Genomic DNA, 22,816 nt, shown 5'->3' on the forward strand with positions numbered 1-22,816 from the left:
GGCGCGGGGCCGGGAGGTACGGGGCCGGGCGGGGGCTAGCCGACCGTGGGGGCCTGGGTGACGATCCCGTACGGGTCGTGGAAGACGCGGACGCGGTTCTCGTCGTACTCCATGGTGACCAGGGCCCCTTCCGGGAGGTACACGACCCGCAGGCCGGGACGGTCCCGCAGGATCACCCTCCTGGCCCAGGCCCTCGGCAGGCCGACCGTCTCGGGCCACCGCGTCTTCGCCCCGGCGGGCTCCCGCGTACGGACGTCGGACAGGGCGGCGGCGGACCGGTCGTCGGCGGGGGCCGCGGTGGCGGCGGCCGGGGCGATCAGGGCCGTCACGGACGCGGCCACGAGGGCCGCCAGGATCGTCTTCTTCACGTCCGGCAGTAACGACCGACCCGTCCGGCGGTCACCGCCGGCGGGTCCCGGTCACCCGTACCGCCCACAGTCCCCGGGGCCGGACGGCGGCCCCGGGGACGCCGGGCGCGTCCGGAGGGGGTCAGATCCGGGTCGAGAGCGGGACCGTGATCTGCTTCAGCCAGCTGCCCGCGGCGAAGTCGCGTGCCTTGACGACGACCCGGTCGTGGAAGACCTCGACCTGGAGCCCCTGGTTGAACGTGCCGGGCACGGAGACCTCGCCGCCCTTGCCGTCGTCCGTGTAACCGGTCTGCACGGCACCCGTGTTGACGACGGAGAAGCCGTCCAGGTTGGCGGTGCCGGGGACGACCCTGCGGACGTACCAGTCCGACAGGCCGAGGTCCCAGTGGGTGTGCCCGCAGAAGAGGAAGACGTCGCGGTGACGGCCGAGGACGCCGAGCAGCCGGTCCGCCTGGAGGTAGTCCCGCGCGTACAGGCGGTTGTGGCTGCCGGAGACGGTGTTGGGGAGCGGGTGGTGCGTGACGACCATGACGGGCTTGCGCCGGCGCGCCCAGTACGCGAGGCGCTGTTCGAGCCAGGCGAACTGCGCGTCGCTGAGCCACACCTCGTCCCAGAGCTTCGGGTCGTGGTAGTGCATGTACTTCTCGGTGCCGAGGCTCAGCACCGGGATCCCGCCGAACGAGTGCTCCGCGTGCACCGTGTTGCGGCCGGCGAAGCGGTAGAAGCTCCGGAAGAGGGAGTCCTCCGTGGTGCCGTTGGGCCAGGTGTCCTGGGAGATGGTCGCCGGGTCGCGCCACTTGGGGACGTAGAACTCGTGGTTGCCGATGGCCCAGGCGACCGTCCGCGCGTGGGTGTGGCGGGCGAGTTCGGCGGAGACCTCCGCGTACTCGGCGTCGTATCCGCGCGGCGTGATGTCGCCGGCGACGGCGAGGCCCGAACTCCGGGGGTTGGTCCGGTTCATGTCCTCCAGCGCCACGCCGAGGTCCCGCAGGTCGCCCTGGATGTCGCTGATGACGTTGAACACGCTGACCGGGCGTTCCGGTCCGGCATGGGCGGGGGCCGCCGCGCCCGCCGGTGTCCGGGAGACGGCGGCCATGCCCACCGCGCCCGTCGCGGCGGTGAGCAGAAACCTGCGATCCACGGGGAGTTCCTCTCGGTTGCGGCGGTGCCGCCGGCGGGTCCCGGTACCGGGACCCGCCCGGGTGTCGCGCACGCGCGTCCGGGCACCGCTCTTCCAGCTGGTTCCGCCATGGGTACGCGATCCGGACGGCCCTTTGGCCGGTTTCAGATGTCCGAAACATGAACGACTGCCGACGCGGCGGAGGTTGCGGTGAAGAAGGTCGGTGCCGCGGTGTCCGCCGTCGTCCGCGCGGCCGGCCGGTCGGCGCGGCGTGCCCTCCGTCGCGGTCCGCGCGCCCGCGACCGCCGGGGCGGTCCGGTCCGGCGCGCTTCCCTCGTCTCTTCCTCCCGCCTCCCCGCGTCCGCGCTGGACGGAGACACGAATTTGTTGCACCTGAGAGCCGAACGGCCCTAGCGTGTCGCACATGCGACCCGATACCTCCGTTCACACGGCGCATCTGCCGGGCACGCGTTCCGGTGCGGCGCGGCGCCGGACCGCCCTCGCCGCCCTCGTCACGGCCCTGCTCGTCCCGCTCGCGGCCTGTTCGGGCGGCGCGCAGGACACCGGCGGATCCGCGGGGGCCGGTTCCGCGCCCCGGACGCGCCTGACCGTGCTGGCCGCCGCGTCGCTGACCGACGTGTTCCGGACGGCCGGCGCGGCGTACGAGAGGAGCCACCCGGGAACGAGGGTCACCTTCTCCTTCGCCGGCTCGCAGGAACTCGTCGCCCAGGTCGCCCAGGGGGCCCCGGCCGACGCCCTGGTCACCGCCGACACCGGGAGCATGGACAAGGTGCGGGCCGACACCGGGGCCCCGGTGGTCATCGCCAGGAACCGGCTGGTCATCGCCGTCGGGAAGGGCAACCCGTTCAAGGTCGACGCGCTGGAGGACCTCGCGGACACCCGGCTCAAGGTCGTCCTCGCCGCCCCCGGGGTGCCGGCCGGCACGTACGGCGCGAAGATCCTCGACGCCCGGGGGATCACGGTGAGGCCGGTCTCCCGGGAGCCGAACGTCCGGGCCGTGCTCGGCAAGGTCGGACTCGGCGAGGCCGACGCCGGGCTCGTCTACGCGACCGACGCCGAGAGCGCCGGGGGCAAGGTCGACGCCGTCCGGATCCCCGACGCGCAGAACGCCGTCGCCGCGTACCCGGCCGCTACCCTCAAGGCGTCGGAGAACGCCGGGGCCGCCGCGGCGTTCGTCGCGTGGCTGAGCTCGCCGGAGGCGCAGAAGATCCTCCGGGACGCGGGGTTCCTGAAGCCGTGACCGCTCCCGCCGCCCGGCGGCCGCCCGTACCGGAGGGAGACGGGCGGCCCGCGCCCTCCTCACCTCCCCGGGACGCCCGATGAGACGACCAGCCGCCCGTACGGCCGGAGCCCGCACGCCCGCCGTGCTGGCCGTGCCCGCCCTCCTGGCCGTGGCGTTCCTGACCCTCCCCCTGATCGGCGTCCTGGCGCGGACGGAGTGGGGCGAGCTGGCCGGGCACCTCGGCGCGCCGGGCACGGTCCGGGCGCTGCGGCTCTCCCTCGTCGTGTCGTTCTGGGCGCTCGGCCTCTCGCTGGTGTTCGGCGTCCCGCTCGCCTGGCTGCTCGCCCGGGTGCCCTTCCCCGGCAGGACGTTCGTCCGGTCGCTCGTCCTGCTGCCGATGGTGCTGCCGCCCACCGTCGGCGGGGTGGCACTGCTGCTCGCCTTCGGGCGGCGCGGGCTCCTGGGCCCGTGGCTCGAGGGCGCCTTCGGCGCCACGCTCCCCTTCCACACCTCCGGCGCCGTCCTCGCGGCCACGTTCGTCGCCATGCCGTTCCTGGTCGTCAGCCTCGAAGGGGCCCTGCGGGGGCTCCGGCCCCGGTACGAGGAGACGGCCGCCTCGCTCGGCGCGTCGCCGGTGCGGGTCTTCCTCACCGTCACGCTGCCCATGGTCGCCCCCGGTCTGGTCGCGGGCGCGGCGCTGACCTGGGCGCGGGCACTGGGCGAGTTCGGCGCCACCATCACCTTCGCGGGCAACCTGCCCGGCACCACCCAGACCCTGCCCCTCCAGGTCTATCTGCTGCTCCAGGACGATCCGGCGGCCGCCACCTCCGTCTCGCTCCTCCTGCTCGCCGTCGCCATGGGCGTCCTCGTCGCCCTGCGCGGCCGCTGGACGGGGACGCCCGCGGAGAAGCGCGTCCGGCGGGTCCCGGGGGTCCCGGACGAGGAGACCGCCCCGTCCGGGACCCCGGCACCGGAGGAGGAGGGCGGGCACTGGCCCCTGCACGCCGAGGTCACCGGCTTCACCCGGCTCACCCTGGACGCGGCGGCGGGCACCACCATCGCCGTGGTCGGGCCCAACGGCGCCGGGAAGACCACGCTCCTGCGCGCCCTCCTCGGCCTCACGCCGAGGGCGCACGCCGTGCTCCGTCTCGGCGCCACCGACGTCACCGCCCTGCCCCCGCACCGCAGGCGGGTCGCCTGGGTGCCGCAGGACGGCGCCCTCTTCCCCCACCTGAGCGCCCTCGCCAACACCGCGTACGGGCTGCGGGCCCAGGGCGTCGCGCGGACGGAGGCGCGCCGGGCGGCGCGGTCCTGGCTCGACCGGCTCGGGGTCGGCCACCTCGCCCACCGGCGTCCGGCCCAGCTCTCGGGCGGTCAGGCCCAGCGGGTCGCCCTCGCGCGCGCGCTGGCCGCGCGGCCCCGGCTCCTCCTGCTCGACGAGCCCCTGGCCGCCCTCGACCAGACGACCAGGGCCCGTGTCCGGCACACCCTCCGCACGCACCTCGCCGGGTTCGGCGGCGTCTGCCTGATCGTCACCCACGATCCGGTGGAGGCCGTCTCCCTCGCCGGCCGCGTCCTCGTCCTGGAGGAGGGGCGCGCGCTCCAGGACGCCTCCCCCGCCGAGGTCACCCGGCATCCCCGCTCGCCCTGGGTGGCCCGGATGCTCGGCCGCAACGCCTGGCCCGGCACCGCGACCGCCGAGGGCCTGGCGCCGGCGGGAGGGGGCGTCCTGGTCGCCGCCGAGACCCTGCCCGCGGGCACCGAGGCGCTCGCGGTCGTCCCGCCCGAGGCCGTGTCCGTCCACCGCGAGAGGCCCGGTGGCAGCCCCCGCAACGCCTGGTCCGGCACGGTGCGCGAGATCACGGCCGGCGGCAGCCGGCTGCGGGTCCTCGTCGGCTCGGAGCAGGTGCCCGACCTCGTCGCCGAGATCACCCCGCAGGCCGCCGCCGAACTCGGCCTGGCGGACGGGGTGTCCGTCTGGACGAGCGTGAAGGCGACGGAGGTCACGATCGTGCCGCTCTGAACCCTCCGGCGCCGTCCGGGCCCCTCACCCGCCGTCCCGGCCCCTCCCGGGCCGTTCCGCTCCTTCCGGGGCCGGCACCGCCAGGCGGTAGGCGGCGACGGCGGTGCCCCCGAACACCGCCTCCCGTTCGGCCGGGCCGAGTTCCCGTGTGAGGTCCCTCGCCGTCGCCAGGGTCTTCCCGTACGGGGCCGCGAGGGTGCAGACGGGCCAGTCGGAGCCGAACATCAGCCGGTCCGGGCCGAAGGCGTCGAGCAGGACACCGGCGTACGGACGGAGGTCCCGCACCGTCCAGGTCCGCCAGTCGGCCTCGGTGAGCAGTCCCGAGAGCTTGCAGAAGGTGTGGGGCAGGGCGGCGAAGGCCCGCAGGCGGGTCGCCCACGGTTCGAGCTCCCCGGTGGCGACGGGCGGTTTCGCCGCGTGGTCCAGGACGAGGGTGAGACCGGGGAGCGCCGCCGCCGCCGAGGTCGCGGCGGGGAGCTGGTGCGGGAGGATCACCAGGTCGTAGGCGAGACCGGCGTCGGCCACCGCCCGCAGGCCGCGCAGGACGTCGGGGCGCAGCAGCCAGTCGGGGTCCGGCTCCGACTGCACCTGGTGGCGGATGCCCACCAGGTGTTCGCCGCCCGGCCGTTCGCGCAGGGCGGCCAGGGCGTCCGCGACGCCGGGCGCCGTCAGGTCCGTCCAGCCCACCACCCCGGCGACGAGGTCACCGGCGCGGGCCACGGCCAGCATCTCGGGGGTCTCGTCGGCCACGGTCACCGTCTGGACGAGGACGGTCGCCGTCACCCCCGCCGCGGCGGTCTCGGCCCGCAGGTCGCTCTCCGAGAAGGTGCGGCGCAGCGGGGCGAGGGCGGGCCCGGTGATCCAGTCCTGGTCGCGTACGGCGAGGTCCCAGAGGTGGTGGTGGGCGTCGACGAGGGGCACGCTCACAGCTCCCACACCACGGGCAGGCCGGCGTCCGCACCCGCTTCGGAGTAGTCGTGCGCGACGTCGAGGAGTCCGGCCATGCGCGCCTGCCACTCGACGTTGACCGGCAGCCCCTCCAGTTCGGCCAGGAGCCGGGCGTAGTCCTCGCATTCGAGGAGGTGGAAGAGGTCCGTGCCGCTGCGCCAGATGGTCCAGGAGGTGCAGCCGGCCTCCCGGATCGCGCGGGTCAGTGCGGCGGGCACCTCGCGGTGCGCCCGCTCGTAGGCGGCGACGCGGTCCGCCCGGACCCGGGTGTGCAGGGCGATTCTCATCGGTCTTCCGCTCCAGGGGTGGGATGGGGGGCGCGGCGGAGGGGGCGGCCGTCACCGGACCCGTCCGTCCGGGCCGGGGACGGGGGCGTGTCCGGGCAGGTGGCCCTCGCGGCGCAGCTCGTCCCAGAGGGCGGCGGGGACGTCGAGGTCCAGCAGGTCGGCGGCGTCCGACGCCTCCGCCGCGCCGCGCAGCCCCAGCAGGACCCCCGCCACGGCCGGGTGCGCCAGCGGGAAGCGGACCGCCGCGGCCCTCAGGGGCACGCCGTGGCGCCGGCAGATCTCCTGGAGGCGTACGGCCCGCCGCAGGGTCTCGGGCGGCGCGGCGGCGTAGTCGTAGGGGGAGCCGGGGCGGGGGTCCGCGAGGAGTCCCGAGTTGAACACCCCGCCGGCGACGACCGACACCCCCCGGTCGAGGGCGGCCGGCAGCAGCTCGGACAGGCCGCTCTGGTCGAGCAGGGTGTAGCGGCCGGCGAGGAGGACGACGTCGATGTCGGTCTCGGTGACGAAGCGGGCCGGGACCGCCGTCTGGTTCATGCCCACCCCGACGGCCCGGACGACGCCCTCGGCGCGCAGGCGTTCCAGGGCCGGGTACGCCTCGCGCAGGGCCTGGTCCGCGTGGTCGTCGGGGTCGTGCAGGTACACGGTGTCGACGCGGTCGAGGCCGAGCCGTTCCAGGCTCTGTTCGAGGCTCCGCCGGACGCCGTCCGCGCTGAAGTCCCACTCCCTGCGGTACGCGGCGGGGACCGCGAAGCCGTGGGCGAGGTCGTCACCGGTCGCGCCGGGGGCGGGGACGAGGAGGCGGCCGGCCTTCGTCGAGAGGCTGTACGCGTCGCGGGGCCGGTCCCGGAGGAACGCGCCGAGCCGCCGTTCGGACAGGCCCAGGCCGTAGTGCGGCGCGGTGTCGAAGGACCGGACGCCCCGGTCCCAGGCGGTCGCGAGGGCCTGTTCGGCGTCCTCGTCGGTGACGGGGCCGTAGAGGTTGCCGATGCCCGCCGCGCCGAACCCGAGACGGGTGGTCCAGGCGCCGGTGCGGCCGAGGAAGGCGCGGTCGGGGTGGTCGAGGCCGGGGCGGCCGGAGTCCGGGCCGGGGCGGCCGGAAGCGTGGCCGGGACTGGAGCCGGGGCCGGGGCGGTCGGGAGTCGCCCGGCCGGCGCCGGTACGGCCCTCGCGGGAGCCGGTGCCGTCCGCTCCGGGACCGGCGTGCCTCGCCTCCCCGTCGGCCCCTCCTCCGCTTCCGCCGCTTCTCCCGCTTCCCCCGTTCACGAGCCGGCCGGGCGCGGTCGGAGGCCCGCCATGCCGCCGTCGACGGCGAGGGCGGTGCCGGTCACGGAGCCGGCGGCCGGGGAGGCCAGGTACACGACGGCGGCCGCGACCTCGTCGGCGCTCACGAGCCGTCCGGTGGGCTGGCGGGCGCCGAGGGCCGCGCGTTCGGCCTCCGGGTCGTCGGCCGCGTCGAGAAGGCGGGCGACCCACGGGGTGTCCACGGTGCCGGGGTTGACGCAGTTGACCCGGATGCCCTCCCGGACGTGGTCGGCGGCCATGGCGAGGGTGAGCGAGAGGACGGCTCCCTTGCTCGCCGAGTACAGCGCCCGCCGGGGCAGGCCGGCGGTGGCGGCGATGGAGCAGGTGTTGACGACGGAGGCGTGCGGCGAGCGGCGGAGGTGGGGCAGGGCGGCCCGGGTGGTGCGGACGACGCCGAGGAGGTTGACGTCGAGGACGGCGTGCCACTGGTCGTCGGGGTTGTCCTCGACCGTTCCGGTGGCGCCGACGCCCGCGTTGTTGACCAGGATGTCGATGCCGCCGAGCGCGGTGGCGGCCGCCCCGACCGCCGCGCGCACCGACGCGTCGTCGCCGACGTCCGCCGGGAAGGCGCGGAGCGGTGCGGGGACCGCGCCGGGGTTCAGGTCGAGGACGGCGACGGCGGTGCCCCGGGCGTCCAGGGCCCGCGCGACGGCGAGTCCGATGCCGGAGGCGCCGCCGGTGACGACGGCCCGCAGGCCGGCGAGGGACCGGGCGCTCATGCCGTCGCCTCCGCGGCGTCGCGAAGGGTCCCGGCGCCGTCCGGCGGGGGGACGGCGGCCACGGGACCCGCCAGGTCGGCGGCCCAGAAGGCGCCGCCGGGGTAGGTGAAGGTGGCCAGCGAGGCCGCGTGCATGTCGGCGGAGAAGCCGGGCGCGAGGGGCGCCGCGTAGTGGCCGTCGCGGACGACGGCCGGGTGGGCGAAGTGTTCGTGCAGGTGGTCGACGAACTCGATGACCCGGTCCTCGGTGGTTCCGCTGAGCGCGACGTAGTCGAACATCGCCAGGTGCTGGACCAGTTCGCACAGTCCCACCCCGCCGGCGTGCGGGCAGACGGGGACGCCGAACTTGGCGGCGAGCAGCAGGATGGCGAGGTTCTCGTTCACCCCTCCCACCCGGGCCGCGTCCAGCTGGACGATGTCCACCGCGCCGGCCTGGAGGAGCTGCTTGAAGACGACGCGGTTCTGGACGTGTTCGCCGGTGGCGACCTTGACGGGGGCGACGGCCTCGCGGACGCGGGCGTGGCCGAGGATGTCGTCCGGGCTGGTGGGCTCCTCGACCCAGTACGGGTCGAACTCGGCGAGCGCGCGGGTCCATTCGATCGCCTCGGCCACGTTCCACCGCTGGTTGGCGTCGACGGCCAGGCGGATGTCCGTGCCGACGGCGGCGCGGGCGGCGCGGCAGCGGCGGACGTCGTCCGCCAGGTCGGCGCCGACCTTCAGCTTGATCTGGGTGAAGCCGGCGGCGACCGCTTCCTCGGCGAGCCGGGTCAGCTTCTCGTCGGAGTAGCCGAGCCAGCCGGGCGACGTGGTGTAGGCGGGGTAGCCCCGGGCCCGCAGGACGTCCTCGCGCTCCTCCCGTCCCTCCTTGCCGCGTCGCAGCAGGTCGAGCGCCTCCCCGGGGGTGAGCGCGTCGGTGAGGTAGCGGAAGTCCACCTGTGAGACCAGCCACTCGGGGTCGGCGTCGGCGAGGAGTTTCCACAGCGGCAGGCCGCGTCGTTTGGCGGCCAGGTCCCAGACGGCGTTGACCACGGCGCCGACGGCCATGTGCATGACCCCCTTCTCGGGGCCGAGCCAGCGGAGCTGGCTGTCGCCGGTGAGGGCGCGGCTGATCAGGCCGGGGTCGGCGCAGAGTTCCTCGACGGGGCGGCCGACGACGTACGGGCGCAGGGCTTCGATCGCCGCGACCTGGACGTCGTTGCCGCGTCCGATGGTGAAGGTGAAGCCGTGTCCCGTGGGCCCTTCGGGCTCGTCGGTGCGCAGGACGAGGTAGGCCGCGGAGTAGTCGGGGTCCGGGTTCATCGCGTCGGACCCGTCGAGTTCGCGGGAGGTCGGGAAACGGATGTCGTAGGTGTCCATCGCGACGACCCGCGTGATGTCAGTGGTCAACGGGGTTCCTTTCACACCTGGGCTGTCTGCTCGGTGTCCGGCTCGTCTGCCCGGTCGACGCGGGGCAGCCCCAACCGCCAACACAGATCGGGTGATTGGCCTGTCGAGCGAGAACGATACGGCGCTCCGGAGAGACGGGGCAAGTAGACATCGGATGTTTCTTCCGAGGAGCGCGGTGGTCACACGGGCAACGACGGGCCCCGCCGGTCCGGTTCCGCGCGGGGTCGCGCGCCGGACGGCGCGTGCCGGACGGACGCCCGGCCCCGGGAGGTCCCCGGCGGGAACGGGCGTCCGGAACGAGACGTCCCACCCCGGGATCCGCCCCGCGCCGCGCGCCGGCGGCGGTGTCGCCTCAGAGCGCGCCGTCGAGCCAGCGGACCACGTTGGAGATGTGGATGGTCGCCCACGCCTCCGCCGTGCGCGCGTCGCGCGCGGCGAGCGCGTCCAGGATCGCCCGGTGCTCCGCCACCGTCCTGGCCACGGCCGTGTCCTCGGTGATGCCCCGCCACAGCCGGGCCCGCACGGTGGCCCCGGAGATGCTGTCGAGGAGCGAGCACAGCAGGGGGATCCCGGAAGCCGCCGCGATCCGGCGGTGGAACTCCAGGTCGCTGGCGACGAGTTGGTCCAGGCTCGGCGCGTCGCCGAGGCGGTCGAGGAGCGCGCCGAGGTCCCGGATCTCGTCCTCGCCGATCCGCTCCGCCGCCAGGGCGGTCGCCGCCGGTTCCAGGATGCCCCGCACCTTCAGCGCCTGGAGCGCCTGGTCGTCCTGGTGGAAGTCCAGGACGAACGACACGGCTTCGAGCAGCAGGGGCGGTTCGAGGCTGGAGACGTACGTGCCGTCGCCCTGCCGCACGTCGAGGATGTTCAGCAGGGAGAGCGCCTTCACCGCCTCCCGCAGGGAGTTGCGCGAGAGGCCCAGCTCGGCGGCGAGATCGGCCTCCTTCGGCAGGCGGTCGCCCGGACGCAGCGCGCCGGAGACGATCATCTCCTTGATCTTCCCGATCGCCTCGTCGGTCACGGCCACGGCGTCCTCCTCTGCGCGGCGAAATTCATCGGATGTGTCGGTCGTCCGTCAGCCTACTCCAGGTCCGGGCGGGTCCTGCTCCGGGCCGACGGCGGAGGCCGCGCGCCGCAGTGTCGCCGCCTCCCGCGCCAGGACGGCGGGGTCGTCGCCCGGTACGAACTCCAGCAGGGCGTCCCGCGCCCGGGGTCGTTCGGCGAGCAGCCGGAACGCCCGCGTCCACAGCTCCTCGCGGGCGGCCAGGGGCAGCCGGTGGTTGCCCGGCCACCAGGAGAAGACGTGGACGGTGGCGACCCGGCCGGCCAGGGCGGCGAGTCCGGCGAGCGCGTCCTCGTCGGGGGCGTCCTGGGGCGGCTGCCAGGAGGGGGTGAGGTTGACGGCGGCCGCCTCCTCCAGGAGACGGACCGTGGAGGGCGCCGAGTCGGTCAGCGTCCCGGCGTGGAACTCCAGGGAGACGTCCAGGCCGTGGTCCCGGGCGATCAGCGCGGTCTCCCGCAGGCACGCGGTGGTCCGGGCGCGGTCCTCCTCCGTGACGGACGCCGACCCGGCGGCCCCCGCCCAGATCCGGACGCGGGGTGCCCCGAGGGCCACCGCGGCGCGGGCGACCTCCGCGAAACCCGGCGCCTCGCCGGGGAGGCAGCGGAAGTACGAACCGTACGAGCAGACGGCCAGACCGTACCGCCCGGCGGCGTCCCGGGCCGCCCGGAGGGCCCCGGAATCGCCGGGCGGGGCGTGCACGTCGGCTCCCCACTCGATCGCCTCCAGGCCCGCCTCCGCCGCCCGCCGGGCGACCTCGGCGACGGGCAGGTGCCGGAAGGTGACGGAGCAGAGGCCGGGCCGGAAGGGGACGGCGGCCGGACCGGCCGGCGGGGCGGGGGGCGGGACTTCGGGCACGGGCGGGGGCACCTTCCGGTCGGAGAGCGGACGGAGAGCGGAAAGACGGGAGGGGGCGAAGGGGGAGGACGGGACGGGGCAAAGGAAAAGGAAAAGGACGGGACGGAGCGAAGGGGAAGGACGGGTGGGGAAGGGGCGGTGGGCGGGCCGGAAGGGACCGGCCCGCCCGCCGCCCCTCACCGGGGCGCGGCTCAGGGCGCGTGGGGGCCCACGTCCGCCGGGGTCAGGGGCCGGCGCCTCGGCGTGGCGGTGGCGTACTCGTCGGCGCCGACGTCCCGCCGGCTTCCGCGCGGGTCGCCGTCGATGTCGTGGGTGACGGGCGGGTTCTCGAGGGTGGCCGCCCCGATCGCGCGGCTCGTGCGGGACAGGCGGTACACCCCGTCGGACCCCCGCACGAGCCGGGGGTCGGCCCGGTGGAAGCCGCCGGCGGGGATGTTCCCGTCGTTCGCCGCTCCGAACAGGATGTTGCCCTGCCAGGTGAAGCGCGTCGTGTTCGCCATCTCCACGAGGTCGCCGGACCGGCCGACGAGGAGGTTGTCGGCGACGGTGACGTCCCGGGGCTCGTGCGGGCGCTGGGCCTCGCCCGAGAGGGTCCTCGCGTTGTCGAGGAACGTGTTGTGGGCGACGAGGACGCGGTCGGGCGCGTCGTTGCCCCGGCGGTCGGCGGCCGGTTCGCCGGGGAGGTGGTCGCGTGCCGAGCCGCTGCCGATCACCATGGCCCGGCCGGACAGTCCGGCGAGGTAGTTGTTGACGACGACGTGGTCGTTGCCGTAGATCCGGATGCCCTCCTCGCCGTCGACCAGGTAGTTGCCCTCGACGCGGGTGCCGTTGCCGTGGCGCAGGACGATGCCGCCGGCGCTGTTCCGGATGGTGTTGTACCGGATGACGTTGTCGGAACTCTTCACGGAGATGGCCTCGGGATCGCCGTCGGCCCGCTCGAACAGGTTGTACTCCACGATCGCGTGCGCGCTGGAGAGGGCGCGGGGGCTGACGCCGAGGCGGATCGGCTCGCCGCCGTTGGCGCCGGGGAAGGTGTGGTCGGAGAAGTGGTTCCGGTGCACGTGGACGCGCTGGGCCATGGCCTCGCCGCCCGCGCCCTCGATGCCGAGGTAGATGCCGAGCGTGGTCTTGCCGTGGAAGTGGTTGCGGTCGATCACGCTGTCGTCGCCGCGCACCATGACCCAGTGCAGGCCCTCGATGTCGGCGAGTTGGAAGTCGTTGCGGGTCAGCCGGACGTGCGTGCAGGTCGGCGGGATGTCCAGGGTGGTGCCCTGGCGGAAGGAGAAGCCGCTGACGGTGATGTGGGAGGAGTCCGTGAGGACGAAGCTGCGTTCGCCGCGCAGGACGACGCCGCCCCGGGACTCGGCGACGATCGTGACGGGGGCGGCCCCGGAGCCGTGCTTGCCCCGGACGGCGAGGGGTTCGGCCGCGGGGACGGTGTAGTCGCCGTCGGCGACGACGATGCGGGTGCCGGGCACGGCCGCGTCGATCGCCTTCCGGAGCGCGTCGAGGGAGGCGACGGAAACGGTGCGGCCGCGGCGGCGCGGGTGCCCGTGCCCGGCGGCACCCGCGTGCGCCGGGCCGATCGGGGACAGGGCGGCGGCCGCCCCGATCGCGGTGCCGGTGAGGAACGTGCGCCTGTGCATGGTGCCTCCGTGGGGTCGGGGTGGGGCGGACGGACGTGGGATTACGAAGGGTCGCCCGCCGGGTCCGTCAGGAAGAGTTCGATGACGGGTACGGGCGTGTCGGGGCGCTGGACCGGGAGCCGGAGGGTGAGGGTGCCCGCCGGCTGCCCGCCCATCTGCGTGTTGACCGCCGGGCGGTCCGGGTCGACGTGGACCCGGACGATCTCGGAGGCGTCGTTGAGGAGCTGGGCGTAGCGCACCCGGCCTTCGAGGCCGGGCAGGTGCAGATGGCGCAGCGGCCAGGCGAGGAGGTGGACGTAGAGGCGGTCGCCCCGCTGGGTGTAGCGGCAGTCGGCGGGCGGGGTGAACGGCGAGGGACCGCAGCCGCGCACGGACCGTTCGTGCAGGTCGAACCAGCGGCCCACCTCCGCGAGGACGGCGGTGTCGCGCGGGTCGAGGTCGCCGCGGCCGGTGGGGCCGACGTTGAGCAGGAGGTTCCCGCCCTTGGAGACGCCGTCGACGAGCATCCGGACGATGAGGTCGGGGCTCTTGCGGTCGAGGTTGTCGCGGTCGTAGCCCCAGCTTCCGTTGAGCGTCTGGCACGCCTCCCACAGCACGGGCCGGCCCTCCGAGGTCATCGGGGCGGAGGGCTGGTACTGCTCGGGGGTGACGAAGTCGCCGGGGAGGCCGGCCCGGTCGTTGACCAGGATGTGGGGCTGGAGTTCGCGGACCGTCTCCATGAGCCGGGGGGCGTCCCAGTCGTCGGGGCCCTTGCCGCCCCACCACTCGCGGCCCTCGTAGGAGAAGTCGAAGAAGAGATAATCAATCCGTCCGTAGTCGGTGAGGAGTTCGCGGACCTGGCCGTGCAGGTACCGCTGGTACGCGCGGATGTCGCGGTCGGCGTGGGCGGCCCTGAACTCCTCGTCGTCGCGCCGGGGGTGGGTGCCGTCGACGGGGAACGAGGGGTGGTGCCAGTCGATCAGGGAGTGGTAGAAGCCGATCTTGAGGCCCTCGGCGCGGCACGCCTCGACGAAGGGCCCGACCAGGTCGCGGCCGTAGGGGGTGCGGGTGACCTTGTGGTCGGTGAGGCGGCTGTCCCAGAGGCAGAAGCCGTCGTGGTGCTTGGTGGTGAGCACGACGTACCGCATGCCGGCGGCCTTCGCCGTCCTGGCCCACCGGACGGGGTCGTAGCGGTCGGGGTCGAAGTGGTCGAAGTACACCCGGTACTGCTCGTCCGTCATCCGCTCGCGGTTCATGACCCATTCGTGGCGGGCGGCGAGGGAGTACAGGCCCCAGTGCACGAACATGCCGAAGCGGTCGGTGGTGAACCAGGTCGTGTCCGGTGCCGCCGGCACGGGGCCGGCCGGGGTGGCGGTCATGGGGCATCGTTCCTCGGCGTAGGGGTCCGTGGGGCGACGGGCGGTCGGGCCGGTTCGTGGACGTCCTCGCGCAGCCGTACGCCGGGGGCCGTCCGGGCCAGGTAGGCGGCGTCGTCGCGGCGGGTCAGGCCGCAGGCGAGGTACCGCTCGTGCAGCCGGGCCAGCGCGTCGCGGTCCAGTTCCACGCCGAGGCCGGGGCCGCGCGGCACGGTGACGGCGCCGTCGACGAGGCGCCAGGGGACGGTGACGACGTCGTCCTCGGGCCGCTTCCAGGGCCAGTGGGTGTCCAGTACGTGGTCGATGGCGGGGGTCGCGGCGGCGAGGTGGACCATCGCGGCGAGGCTGATCCCCAGGTGGGAGTTGGAGTGCATGGACAGGCCGATGCCGAAGTGGCGGCAGCAGGCGGCCAGGTGCTGGGACGCCTTCAGGCCGCCCCAGTAGTGGTGGTCGCCGAGGAGGACGCCGACGGGCCGGGAGACGACGGCCTCGGTGAGCTGTTCCCAGGTGACCACGCACATGTTGGTGGCCAGCGGCATCGGGGCGGTCCGGGCCAGGGCCGCCATGGCGGGCGCCCCCTCGACCGGGTCCTCCAGGTACTCCAGTACGCCGGCCAGTTCGCGGGCGACCCGGGCCGCGGTGACCGGGGACCAGGAGGCGTTGGGGTCGAGCCGCAGCGGATGGTCCGGGAACGCCTCGCGCAGGGCCCTGATCGCGGCGACCTCCTCGTCCGGGGGGAGCACGCCGCCCTTGAGCTTGAAGGACCGGAAGCCGTACAGGTCCGCCATGCGCCGGGCCTGGGCCACGAGGCCGGCGGGGTCGAGGGCGGCTCCCCAGGCGTCCGGTTCCCGGCCGGGGTGGGCGGCCCACTTCGCGAACAGGTAGCCGCAGAAGTCGACCCGGTCGCGCACGGCTCCGCCGAGGAGGTCGGAGACGGGCCTGCCGAGGTGCTTGCCCTGGAGGTCGTGGCAGGCGACCTCGAACGGGGAGGTGACGCTCGCGACCGTCTTGGCGGCCCCTCCCCCGCCGATCAGTCCGTGCGCGTCGCCCGCGACGCGCCCGCCGACGGTTCCGGCGGCCCGGCGGGACAGTTCGTTGAGGTCGAAGGGGTCGAGGCCGGTCAGTTCGCCGGCGACGCCGCGCAGCAGGTCGAGGTGGGCGGCGTCGCCGTAGCTCTCGCCCAGGCCGTACGCGCCGGTGTCGGTCCTGACCTCCACCACCGCGCGCAGGGCGTACGGCTCGTGGACGCCGACGGCGTTGAGCAGGGGCGGGTCGGCGAAGGCGACGGGGGTGACGACGACGGAGGTGACCTTCACGGCGCCACCGCCACGGTGACGGCACGCGCGGCGCGGCGGGCCCCCGGGACGTGCCCGGCCGCGAGGAGGACGGCGGGGACGCGGGCGGCGGACGGTGCGGGCGGGCGGGGCGGCGGGCCGGACGGGGGCACGGGGTGGTCCTTTCGGGGTGCGGACGGCGGGCGCGGAGCGGGCCCCGGGGCGCGGGCGGCGGGCCGGCGGCCCGGGGCCCCGGGCGTCAGCCCTTGAGGGCTCCGCTGGACAGGCCGTGGACGAAGGAGCGCTGGAAGAGGAGGAAGACGACGACGGACGGCAGCAGGGCCAGCAGGGACGCGGCCAGGACGACGCCGGGGGTGACGAGGGGGTCGACGCGCAGGGTGCGCAGGGCCAGCGGCAGCGTGTAGGAGGAGGACTCCGTGGCCACGAGCAGGGGCAGCAGGTACTGGTCCCAGATCATCGTGAAGCCGAAGACGCCGATCACGCCGAGCGCGGGCCTGCACATCGGGAGGATGATCTGCGCGAAGATCCGCAGGTCGCCGGCGCCGTCGATCCGGGCGGCCTCCTCCAGCTCCCGGGGCACGTCCTTCATGAACTCGGTCATGACCAGGATGGAGAACGCCCAGGCCCCCAGGGGGACGATCATGCCGGCCAGGGAACCGATCAGGTCGACGTGGATCACGGGCAGGTCGGCGAGGATCACGGACAGCGGAATGGCCAGGATCTCCTCGGGCAGCATCAGCGTCGCCAGGATGGCGACGAAGACGAGGGTCATCCCCCGGAACCGCTTCCTGGCCAGGGCGTAACCGGCCAGGACGGAGACGGCGACCTGGAGGAGCAGCCCGAAGCCGACGACGAAGAACGAGTTGAGCAGGTACGTCAGGACCCCCTGGTCGAACGCGACCGCGAAGTTGTCCAGGGTGGGGTCGGAGGGGACCACACCGAGCTGGGTCGGGTCCTTGACGTGGTTGAAGGCGCTCACGAGCAGGGCCAGGAGCGGCCCCGCGAACACCACCAGGACCAGGAGGTGGATCACGGCCTTCGCCACCCGGCCGCCCGCGCTGCGGCTCTCGGTCAGGCCGAGGGCGGTCTCGGTCGGTGCGCTCATGCGTCGTCCCTCCGCCGGAACAGGTGGACGCAGAGGGTCAGGACCAGCGTCGCCAGGAACAGCAGGACCGCTCCGGCCGCGCCGACCCCGAGCTTGTTCTGCTCCAGGCCCAGCTTGTAGATCAGTGTCATGACGACTTCGGTCGAACCGTCGGGGCCGCCGTTGGTGAGCAGGAAGACCTCGGTGAAGACGCGCAGGCCCCGGATGGCGGCGAGGACGAACAGGATGGTCAGCACCGACCGCAGGCCGGGGATCGCGACGTGGCGGACGCGCTGGAACCGTGACGCGCCGTCGACCTTGGCCGCCTCGTACAGTCCCCGGTCCACGCCGGCCAGACCGGCGAGGAAGATCATCATGTCGTAGGGGGCGCCCCTCCAGACGCCGGTGAGCACGAGGGAGACCAGGGAGGTGTCGGGGTCGTTGATGAACCCCGAGGGCCCGAACCCCACCAGACCGAGGAGGGAGTTGAGCATGCCGTCCCCGGTGGGGTGGTACATGATCCGCCACAGTTCGGCGACGACCGCGATCGGCACGACGACCGGCAGGAAGGCCGCCGAGCGCACGAAGCCGAGCCTGCGGCCCTGGCCCTCCATCAGCAGGGCGAGGGCGAGGCCGAGCGCCATCGATCCGGCGGTCTGGCCGACCGCGAGGACGACGGTGTGCCAGGCGGCCTCGCGGAAGCCGTCGGAGGTGAGGACCGCGGTGTAGTTCGCGCCGCCGACCCACTGGTTGCCCAGGTAGGGCCGCACCTCCTGGAAGGACATGGTCAGCGCGCTGGCCATGGGGATGAACTTGAAGTACAGGAAGAGGACCAGGGCCGGGGCGAGGAAGAGCCACGGCGTCCACCAGCGGCCCGCCCTGCGGTTCCCGGCGCGGCGGCCTCCGGCGCGGCCGGGAGCGCCGGTCCCCGCTGGGAGGGGTACGGGGCCGGGGACGGGCCGGTCCTCCGTCCGGGGGGCGGGGGCGGTCGCCGTGCGGGTGGCCGGTTCCGCCCGATCGGCGCTCGTCATCCGGCGATTCCCTGCTCCCGGAGGATGCCGGCGAGCTTCTCGTCCAGCTCGCGCAGCTTCTCGCCGGCGTCGAGGGAGCAGTCGGCCATGAGCGCGTTGAGGGTCTCGGCCGTGGCCTGCCGCACCGGGGTCCAGTTCGGGATGGACGGGGCGTAGCGCCCGGAGGTCCGGTACGCCTCCGCGTACGTCTTCCAGCGCGGGTCGGGGCGCACCTCGGTGACGTCCACGGTCTTGTTCACGGGGAGCTGGACGCTGGAGCCGTCCTCGCCCCGCATGCCGAGCCTCTGTCCCTCCGCGGAGATGGTGTAGCCGGCGAAGGCGTCCTGTCCGGCGCGGTTCTCCGAACCGGCCATGAGGTAGAGGGTGCCGCCCTCGGCGAGCACGGTGGCGTCCTCGGGGCCCTTGGGCATGGGGACGACCTCGTACTTGTCCTTGCCGAGCGACTTGTCGAAACGGGACATCAGGTAGGGGCCGACGACGTACATGCCGGCCCTGCCCGACTCGAAGGTCTCGTTGGTCGGCGGGGTGTCCATGGTGACGGCGCCGGGCTGGACGGCCTTCCGCCCGCAGCCGAGGGCGCGGAACCAGCGCACGGCCTCCACCGACTTCGCGCCGGTCATCGCCGGCTTGTACGTGCCCTTGCCGGTCGCGGTGATGAAGTCGCCCCCGGCGGCCCAGAGGAAGTTGGAGAAGTACCAGGAGGCGTAGCCGCGCTTGGTCGAGAGCGGGGCGGCGAGGCCGTAGGTGTCCCGCTTGCCGTTGCCGTCGGGGTCGCCGGTGGTGAACGCGTCGGCCATGGCCGCGAACTCGTCCCAGTTCCTCGGGGGTTCGAGCTTGAGCTTCTCGCGCCAGTCCTTGCGGATCAGCAGGGCGCCGGCCTGGGCGGAGTACGGGATGCCGTACTGCTTGCCGTCGACGCCCTTGCCGGAGTCCCGGCCCTGCTGGACCAGGTCGCCGCTGTGCTCGATCCGGCTCAGGTCGATCTCCCGCAGGAGGCCCTGGCTGTGCATGGCTCCGAGCTGGGTGACGTCGTTCATGACGATGTCGGGCAGGTTCCGCTGGGCGGCGCGCTGCTGGAGCTTCGTCTCGAAGTCGTCGAAGATCGCCGTGACCTTCACCTTGAAGCCGGTGGCCTTCTCGAACCCCTCGACGAGCCTCAGCGTCGCCTTCTCGCCGGGGCCGCCCGGCGTGGTCCTGGTCCACAGTTCCAGTTCCGCCTTGGAGTCCTGTTTGGCGTCCGCCCCCGCGGGGCCGGTCGTACAGCTCGTGAGGGCCAACGCCGAGGCGAGAAGTCCCGCACCGATCCACCGCGTTCTCTGCATGACAACTCCTGTTCGCCGCCTCGGCAGCTGGCCTGTAAGCGCTTGCCGGGGACGCTAACGCGCGGCCCGATCGGGGGTCAATACTCCGATGACTCAAAAGAATTGGGCGGAATTTCCGGGGTTCGCCGCCTGGTCTTCACGCATAGGTCCGATGAATGATCGGCTCTCGGGGTTCCGGACGCCGGAGAACGAGCCAGGAGGCGGGCCCCGGTACGGGCTCGCGCGGTTCCCCGCGCGACGGCGCGCCGTTCCGGCGCGCGGGCAGGACGGCGTGCGGAAAGGAGGGCGTGCGGGCAGGACGGCGCGGCCGGCGGAGGGAGGATTCCGCCGGCCGCGCGGGACCGGTGCGCCGGCGGGCCGCGACGCCCCGGGCCGGGGCGTCCGCGACGGGGAGGGACCGGACCGCAGGGGACTCTCCGCCGGCCGCCCGCTACGCCTGGGTCGCGGCCCGGGAGGGCTCGACGGCGTGCCGCAGGGGCTCGCCGCGCACCAGGCGGCCCAGTTCGTCGCGGACCAGTCCGCCCAGGCGGGCGCGCTCCCGGCCCATGGCGCCGGCGAGGTGCGGGGTGAGCAGGACGTTCGGCAGGGTGAAGAGCGGCGAGTCGGGGGCGGGCGGCTCGGACCGGGTCACGTCGAGGACGGCGGTGAGGTCGGGCCGGGCCCGGAGGACGCCGATCACCCCCGGCTCGTCCAGCACGGCGCCGCGGGCCGTGTTGATCAGGGTGGCGCCCTCGGGAAGCAGCGCCACCAGCCGCCCGTCCACGACCCCTTCGGTCTCGGGCAGCAGGGGGGCGTGGACGCTGACGACGTCGCACGTCTCGAACAGTTCCTCGATGCCGGTCAGGCGGACCCCCGCCCCCCGGGCGGCGGCCGGTTCGACCACGGGGTCGCAGGCCAGCACCTCGACGTCGAAGCGGCGCAGGTGTTCCGCGACGAGCAGACCGATCCGGCCGAGTCCGAAGAGCCCCACCCGGGAGCCGTACCCCCCGGGCACCGGAGGGTTGCGGGGGTACCGGCGGCCGGTGGTCGTCTCCCGGCCGAGGCGGTGGGCCTGTTTGAGGCCGAGCAGGATGTGGGCCAGGCTGAACTCGGCGACCGGCACGGCGTTGGCGGCCGCGGCGGAGACGACGGGGATGCCGCGGGCCCAGAAGTCCGGCGTCGTCAGGTGCCGCACCGAACCGGCGGCCACGAACACCGCCTCCAGGCCCGGCGCGTGCGCGAGCAGGTCCGCGTCGAGGACCGGCGCCCCCCACCCGGTGAGCAGGACGTCGACCTCCTCCAGCACACCGGGATCACGGCGCAGGGCGTCCCGGGTGAGCGCGGGGGCCCGCCACCGCACCAGGCGCCCGATGCCCTCCAGGACGTCCGCCGGATAGACGTCGTCCCTGCGCTCCTCCTCCATGACCAGGAGGGCGACGGGTCTCCTCGTACCGCGCGCCTCCGGGACGGACACCCCCGCGGCGGGTTCCTCCGTGACGGCTTCCTCGGTGATGGGCGTCCCTGTCGAATCCGCCATCGGTTCGGGCCTCCTGGGGCGTGAGGGTGTCGGCGCCGGTCGGCGCGCCACACGATACATCGGATGACACTTCCCGGCGATGGAGAAGCACGCCTTCCTTGCGGACTCCGGGGCGCACGGTCGCCACCCCCTCCCGCATCCCGGCCAATCCGGCGGGTTGGCGGGGTACCCCTACCGGACCGGCCCTCCGGGGACGTGCCGGACCGCTGGACAGGACGGCGAATGATTGGTTGCATTCCCGGATCGATACATCCGATGTCTCTTCGGGAGTGATGAGCATGCGCGTGCTGAGGGTCGGCGAGGCCGGAGCGGAACGGCCCGTGGTCCTGGACGGGTCCGGCGGGTTCCTCGACGCCTCCGGCGTCGCCGGCGACATCGACCACCGCTCCCTCGCCGACGGCGTGCTCGACCGCCTCGCCGAGGCCGTGTCCGAAGGGGCCCTGCCCGCCCTGGAGGTGCCCGGCGGCCGCGTACGGATCGGGGCTCCGGTGGCACGGCCGGGGAAGGTCGTGTGCATCGGCCTGAACTACCGCGACCACGCGGAGGAGACGGGCGCCGCGCTCCCGGCCGAACCGGTGGTGTTCATGAAGGACCCCTGGACGGTCGGCGGCCCGTACGACGAGGTCCTGATCCCCCGGGGCAGCCGCAAGACCGACTACGAGGTCGAACTGGCCGTCGTGATCGGCAGGACGGCGCGCTACCTGGACAGCGAGGAGGAGGCGCTCGCGTGCGTCGCCGGGTACGCGGTCTCCCACGACGTCTCCGAGCGGGCGTTCCAGCTGGAACGCGGCGGTCAGTGGGACAAGGGAAAGAGCTGCGAGACGTTCAACCCGCTGGGACCGTGGCTCGTCACCCCGGACGAGGTCCCCGACCCGCAGGGACTCGCCCTCCGGCTGTCGGTGAACGGGACCGGGCGGCAGCACGGCTCCACCGCGGACATGGTGTTCCCGGTCGCCGGGCTCATCCGTTACCTGAGCCGGTTCATGGTGCTCCACCCGGGGGACGTCATCAACACCGGCACCCCCGCCGGCGTCGCCCTCGGCCGGCCCGAACCCCGCCCCTACCTGCGCGGCGGCGATGTCGTCGAGTGCGGGATCGACGGGCTCGGCACGATGCGCCACACGTTCCGGCAGGCTTGAGACGGAGGAGGGCGCGACGCGGGACCCGGGGTATGTTCCGGACGTCCCGCCGGTCCCACCCTCCGGACGGACGACGCCGCTCCCGGAGCACGCCCCGGGGCGCGCGCCCGGCACGACGACAACCGACCACGGGCCGGGCGGGGTCGGCCGACCCCGCCCGGCCCGGAGACGAACGGAGAACACACCCGTGCGGTTCACCCAGGACGACCGGCTGCTCTTCGCCGGCGACTCCGTCACCGACACCGGCCGCGACCGCGAGGACCCCGCCTCCCTCGGCGACGGCTACGTCCGGCTCGTCGCCGAGGCGCTCCGCGCCGGGGCCCCGGCGGACCGGACGCCCCCGACGGTCCTCAACAGGGGGGTGAGCGGCAACCGGCTCCGGGACCTGGAGGCGCGCTGGGAGACCGATGTCCTCGCTCCCGGCCCCTCCGTGGTCACCGTCCTCATCGGCATCAACGACACGTGGCGCCGCTACGACCGGGGACTGCCCAGCCCGGTACCGGAGTTCGAGGCCGCGCTGGGCCGCGTGCTCGCCCTCGCCGAGGAGCGGTGCGCCCCGCGCCTGTTCGTCATGACGCCGTTCCTGCTCCCGGCCGACCCCGGGCAGGAGACCTGGTTCGAGGACCTGGCGCCGCGCACCGAGGCCGTTCTGCGCGCCGCCGGGTCCCGTGGCGCGACGGTCGTCCGTACGGACCTGGCGCTGCTCCGCGCCGCCGCGGAGCACGGCCCGGCGGCCCTCGCCCCGGACGGGGTGCACCCGAGCCCGCTCGGTCACCGCCTCATCGCGGAGGCGTGGCTGGCGGCGGCCGGCGCCGCGCCGGACACGCGCACGGGCGCGGGCGCGGGCCCCGGGGCGGGCCCCGCCGCCCTCGCCGGCCCCGTCGCCCCCGCCTGAGCGAACGCCACCGGACCCGGTCCGCCCGGCTCCCCCTTCCTCCTCCCCCGCTTCCCTCCCCCCCTCGTTCCGCGGTCGGCCTCCGGGCCGGCCGCGGATTTCGTCGTGCCCCGCACCGGGAGCGCTCGCGGGGCGCGGGGCTCCCGAAGCAGCTTCAGCCCCTCCTTTCCATGTGAGGTGCGCCACATGTTAAAAGTCCTTTAAGGAGCAAAGTCGCAGTGTT

Annotated in this window: 21 protein-coding genes; 4 read left to right on the plus strand and 17 right to left on the minus strand. The window is 74.5% G+C overall.

All coding sequences use genetic code 11. The features are described 5' to 3' along the window. Positions 1 to 35: 35 nt before the first annotated feature. Both ACFYZY_RS04635 and ACFYZY_RS04640 read right to left on the minus strand, forming a co-directional pair. A complete protein-coding gene (locus ACFYZY_RS04635) occupies positions 36 to 368 on the minus strand; it encodes a serine protease inhibitor (RefSeq protein ID WP_388689450.1) in 333 nt (110 codons plus the stop codon). Between the two features lie 121 nt (positions 369 to 489). Continuing rightward, a complete protein-coding gene (locus ACFYZY_RS04640) occupies positions 490 to 1,509 on the minus strand; it encodes a metallophosphoesterase family protein (RefSeq protein ID WP_388689452.1) in 1,020 nt (339 codons plus the stop codon). A gap of 403 nt (positions 1,510 to 1,912) precedes the next feature. Here ACFYZY_RS04640 and modA point away from each other — a divergent pair, with 403 nt between their 5' ends. Both modA and ACFYZY_RS04650 read left to right on the plus strand, forming a co-directional pair. Next, entirely contained in the window at positions 1,913 to 2,749 is an 837-nt protein-coding gene (gene modA, locus ACFYZY_RS04645; protein WP_388689454.1) for a molybdate ABC transporter substrate-binding protein, read from the plus strand. 79 nt (positions 2,750 to 2,828) lie between these two features. Beyond that, positions 2,829 to 4,754, plus strand: coding sequence for an ABC transporter permease (locus tag ACFYZY_RS04650; RefSeq protein ID WP_388689456.1), 1,926 nt, complete (start codon positions 2,829 to 2,831; stop codon positions 4,752 to 4,754). Between the two features lie 24 nt (positions 4,755 to 4,778). Here ACFYZY_RS04650 and ACFYZY_RS04655 read toward each other — a convergent pair whose 3' ends face one another. The 15 genes from ACFYZY_RS04655 to ACFYZY_RS04725 all read right to left on the minus strand — a co-directional run bounded on the left by ACFYZY_RS04655 (position 4,779) and on the right by ACFYZY_RS04725 (position 20,559). After that, positions 4,779 to 5,681, minus strand: a complete 903-nt coding sequence (locus ACFYZY_RS04655) for an amidohydrolase family protein (RefSeq protein WP_388689458.1) — start codon at positions 5,679 to 5,681, stop codon at positions 4,779 to 4,781. After that, complete coding sequence (locus ACFYZY_RS04660; protein ID WP_388689460.1) at positions 5,678 to 5,989, minus strand: L-rhamnose mutarotase; 312 nt, start codon at positions 5,987 to 5,989, stop codon at positions 5,678 to 5,680. Before ACFYZY_RS04660 ends, ACFYZY_RS04655 begins: the two co-directional genes overlap by 4 nt. Before the next feature lie 51 nt (positions 5,990 to 6,040). Beyond that, the gene (locus ACFYZY_RS04665) at positions 6,041 to 7,252 is read right to left on the minus strand and encodes an aldo/keto reductase (protein WP_388689462.1); all 1,212 of its coding nucleotides are present in this window, start codon (positions 7,250 to 7,252) and stop codon (positions 6,041 to 6,043) included. Next, the gene (locus ACFYZY_RS04670; RefSeq protein ID WP_388689464.1) at positions 7,249 to 8,010 is read right to left on the minus strand and encodes an SDR family NAD(P)-dependent oxidoreductase; all 762 of its coding nucleotides are present in this window, start codon (positions 8,008 to 8,010) and stop codon (positions 7,249 to 7,251) included. Before ACFYZY_RS04670 ends, ACFYZY_RS04665 begins: the two co-directional genes overlap by 4 nt. Next, positions 8,007 to 9,365: an enolase C-terminal domain-like protein gene (locus ACFYZY_RS04675; RefSeq protein ID WP_388689988.1), complete on the minus strand. Its 1,359-nt coding sequence runs from the start codon at positions 9,363 to 9,365 to the stop codon at positions 8,007 to 8,009. Before ACFYZY_RS04675 ends, ACFYZY_RS04670 begins: the two co-directional genes overlap by 4 nt. A 382-nt stretch (positions 9,366 to 9,747) precedes the next feature. After that, positions 9,748 to 10,419, minus strand: a complete 672-nt coding sequence (locus tag ACFYZY_RS04680) for a FadR/GntR family transcriptional regulator (protein WP_388689466.1) — start codon at positions 10,417 to 10,419, stop codon at positions 9,748 to 9,750. A gap of 48 nt (positions 10,420 to 10,467) precedes the next feature. Next, positions 10,468 to 11,310 carry a sugar phosphate isomerase/epimerase family protein gene (locus tag ACFYZY_RS04685; RefSeq protein ID WP_388689468.1) on the minus strand — a complete coding sequence of 281 codons (843 nt, stop codon included), beginning with the start codon at positions 11,308 to 11,310 and terminating at the stop codon, positions 10,468 to 10,470. A gap of 191 nt (positions 11,311 to 11,501) precedes the next feature. Next, positions 11,502 to 12,956 carry a polysaccharide lyase 6 family protein gene (locus tag ACFYZY_RS04690; RefSeq protein WP_388689470.1) on the minus strand — a complete coding sequence of 485 codons (1,455 nt, stop codon included), beginning with the start codon at positions 12,954 to 12,956 and terminating at the stop codon, positions 11,502 to 11,504. Positions 12,957 to 12,997: 41 nt separating this feature from the next. Next, a complete protein-coding gene (locus ACFYZY_RS04695; protein ID WP_388689472.1) occupies positions 12,998 to 14,314 on the minus strand; it encodes an alpha-L-fucosidase in 1,317 nt (438 codons plus the stop codon). Then, positions 14,311 to 15,627 (minus strand): enolase C-terminal domain-like protein, encoded by a 1,317-nt coding sequence (locus ACFYZY_RS04700; RefSeq protein WP_388689474.1) that lies wholly within the window; start codon positions 15,625 to 15,627, stop codon positions 14,311 to 14,313. Before ACFYZY_RS04700 ends, ACFYZY_RS04695 begins: the two co-directional genes overlap by 4 nt. Then, positions 15,624 to 15,758: a hypothetical protein gene (locus tag ACFYZY_RS04705; RefSeq protein ID WP_388689476.1), complete on the minus strand. Its 135-nt coding sequence runs from the start codon at positions 15,756 to 15,758 to the stop codon at positions 15,624 to 15,626. The genes ACFYZY_RS04700 and ACFYZY_RS04705 overlap by 4 nt, the downstream gene beginning before the upstream one ends. An 86-nt stretch (positions 15,759 to 15,844) precedes the next feature. Continuing rightward, complete coding sequence (locus ACFYZY_RS04710; RefSeq protein WP_388689478.1) at positions 15,845 to 16,711, minus strand: carbohydrate ABC transporter permease; 867 nt, start codon at positions 16,709 to 16,711, stop codon at positions 15,845 to 15,847. Further along, entirely contained in the window at positions 16,708 to 17,721 is a 1,014-nt protein-coding gene (locus tag ACFYZY_RS04715; RefSeq protein ID WP_388689480.1) for a carbohydrate ABC transporter permease, read from the minus strand. Before ACFYZY_RS04715 ends, ACFYZY_RS04710 begins: the two co-directional genes overlap by 4 nt. Then, positions 17,718 to 19,043, minus strand: coding sequence for an extracellular solute-binding protein (locus ACFYZY_RS04720; RefSeq protein WP_388689482.1), 1,326 nt, complete (start codon positions 19,041 to 19,043; stop codon positions 17,718 to 17,720). The genes ACFYZY_RS04715 and ACFYZY_RS04720 overlap by 4 nt, the downstream gene beginning before the upstream one ends. 430 nt (positions 19,044 to 19,473) lie before the next feature. Next, a complete protein-coding gene (locus ACFYZY_RS04725) occupies positions 19,474 to 20,559 on the minus strand; it encodes a hydroxyacid dehydrogenase (protein ID WP_388689484.1) in 1,086 nt (361 codons plus the stop codon). A gap of 278 nt (positions 20,560 to 20,837) precedes the next feature. Here ACFYZY_RS04725 and ACFYZY_RS04730 point away from each other — a divergent pair, with 278 nt between their 5' ends. Together ACFYZY_RS04730 and ACFYZY_RS04735 are read left to right on the plus strand one after the other, a co-directional pair. Continuing rightward, the gene (locus ACFYZY_RS04730; RefSeq protein WP_388689486.1) at positions 20,838 to 21,698 is read left to right on the plus strand and encodes a fumarylacetoacetate hydrolase family protein; all 861 of its coding nucleotides are present in this window, start codon (positions 20,838 to 20,840) and stop codon (positions 21,696 to 21,698) included. A gap of 187 nt (positions 21,699 to 21,885) precedes the next feature. Continuing rightward, complete coding sequence (locus tag ACFYZY_RS04735) at positions 21,886 to 22,593, plus strand: GDSL-type esterase/lipase family protein (RefSeq protein WP_388689488.1); 708 nt, start codon at positions 21,886 to 21,888, stop codon at positions 22,591 to 22,593. Positions 22,594 to 22,816: the final 223 nt, after the last annotated feature.

Source organism: Streptomyces sp. NPDC001744 (assembly GCF_042892575.1).
In the GTDB taxonomy this organism is placed as follows: Bacteria; Actinomycetota; Actinomycetes; order Streptomycetales; family Streptomycetaceae; genus Streptomyces.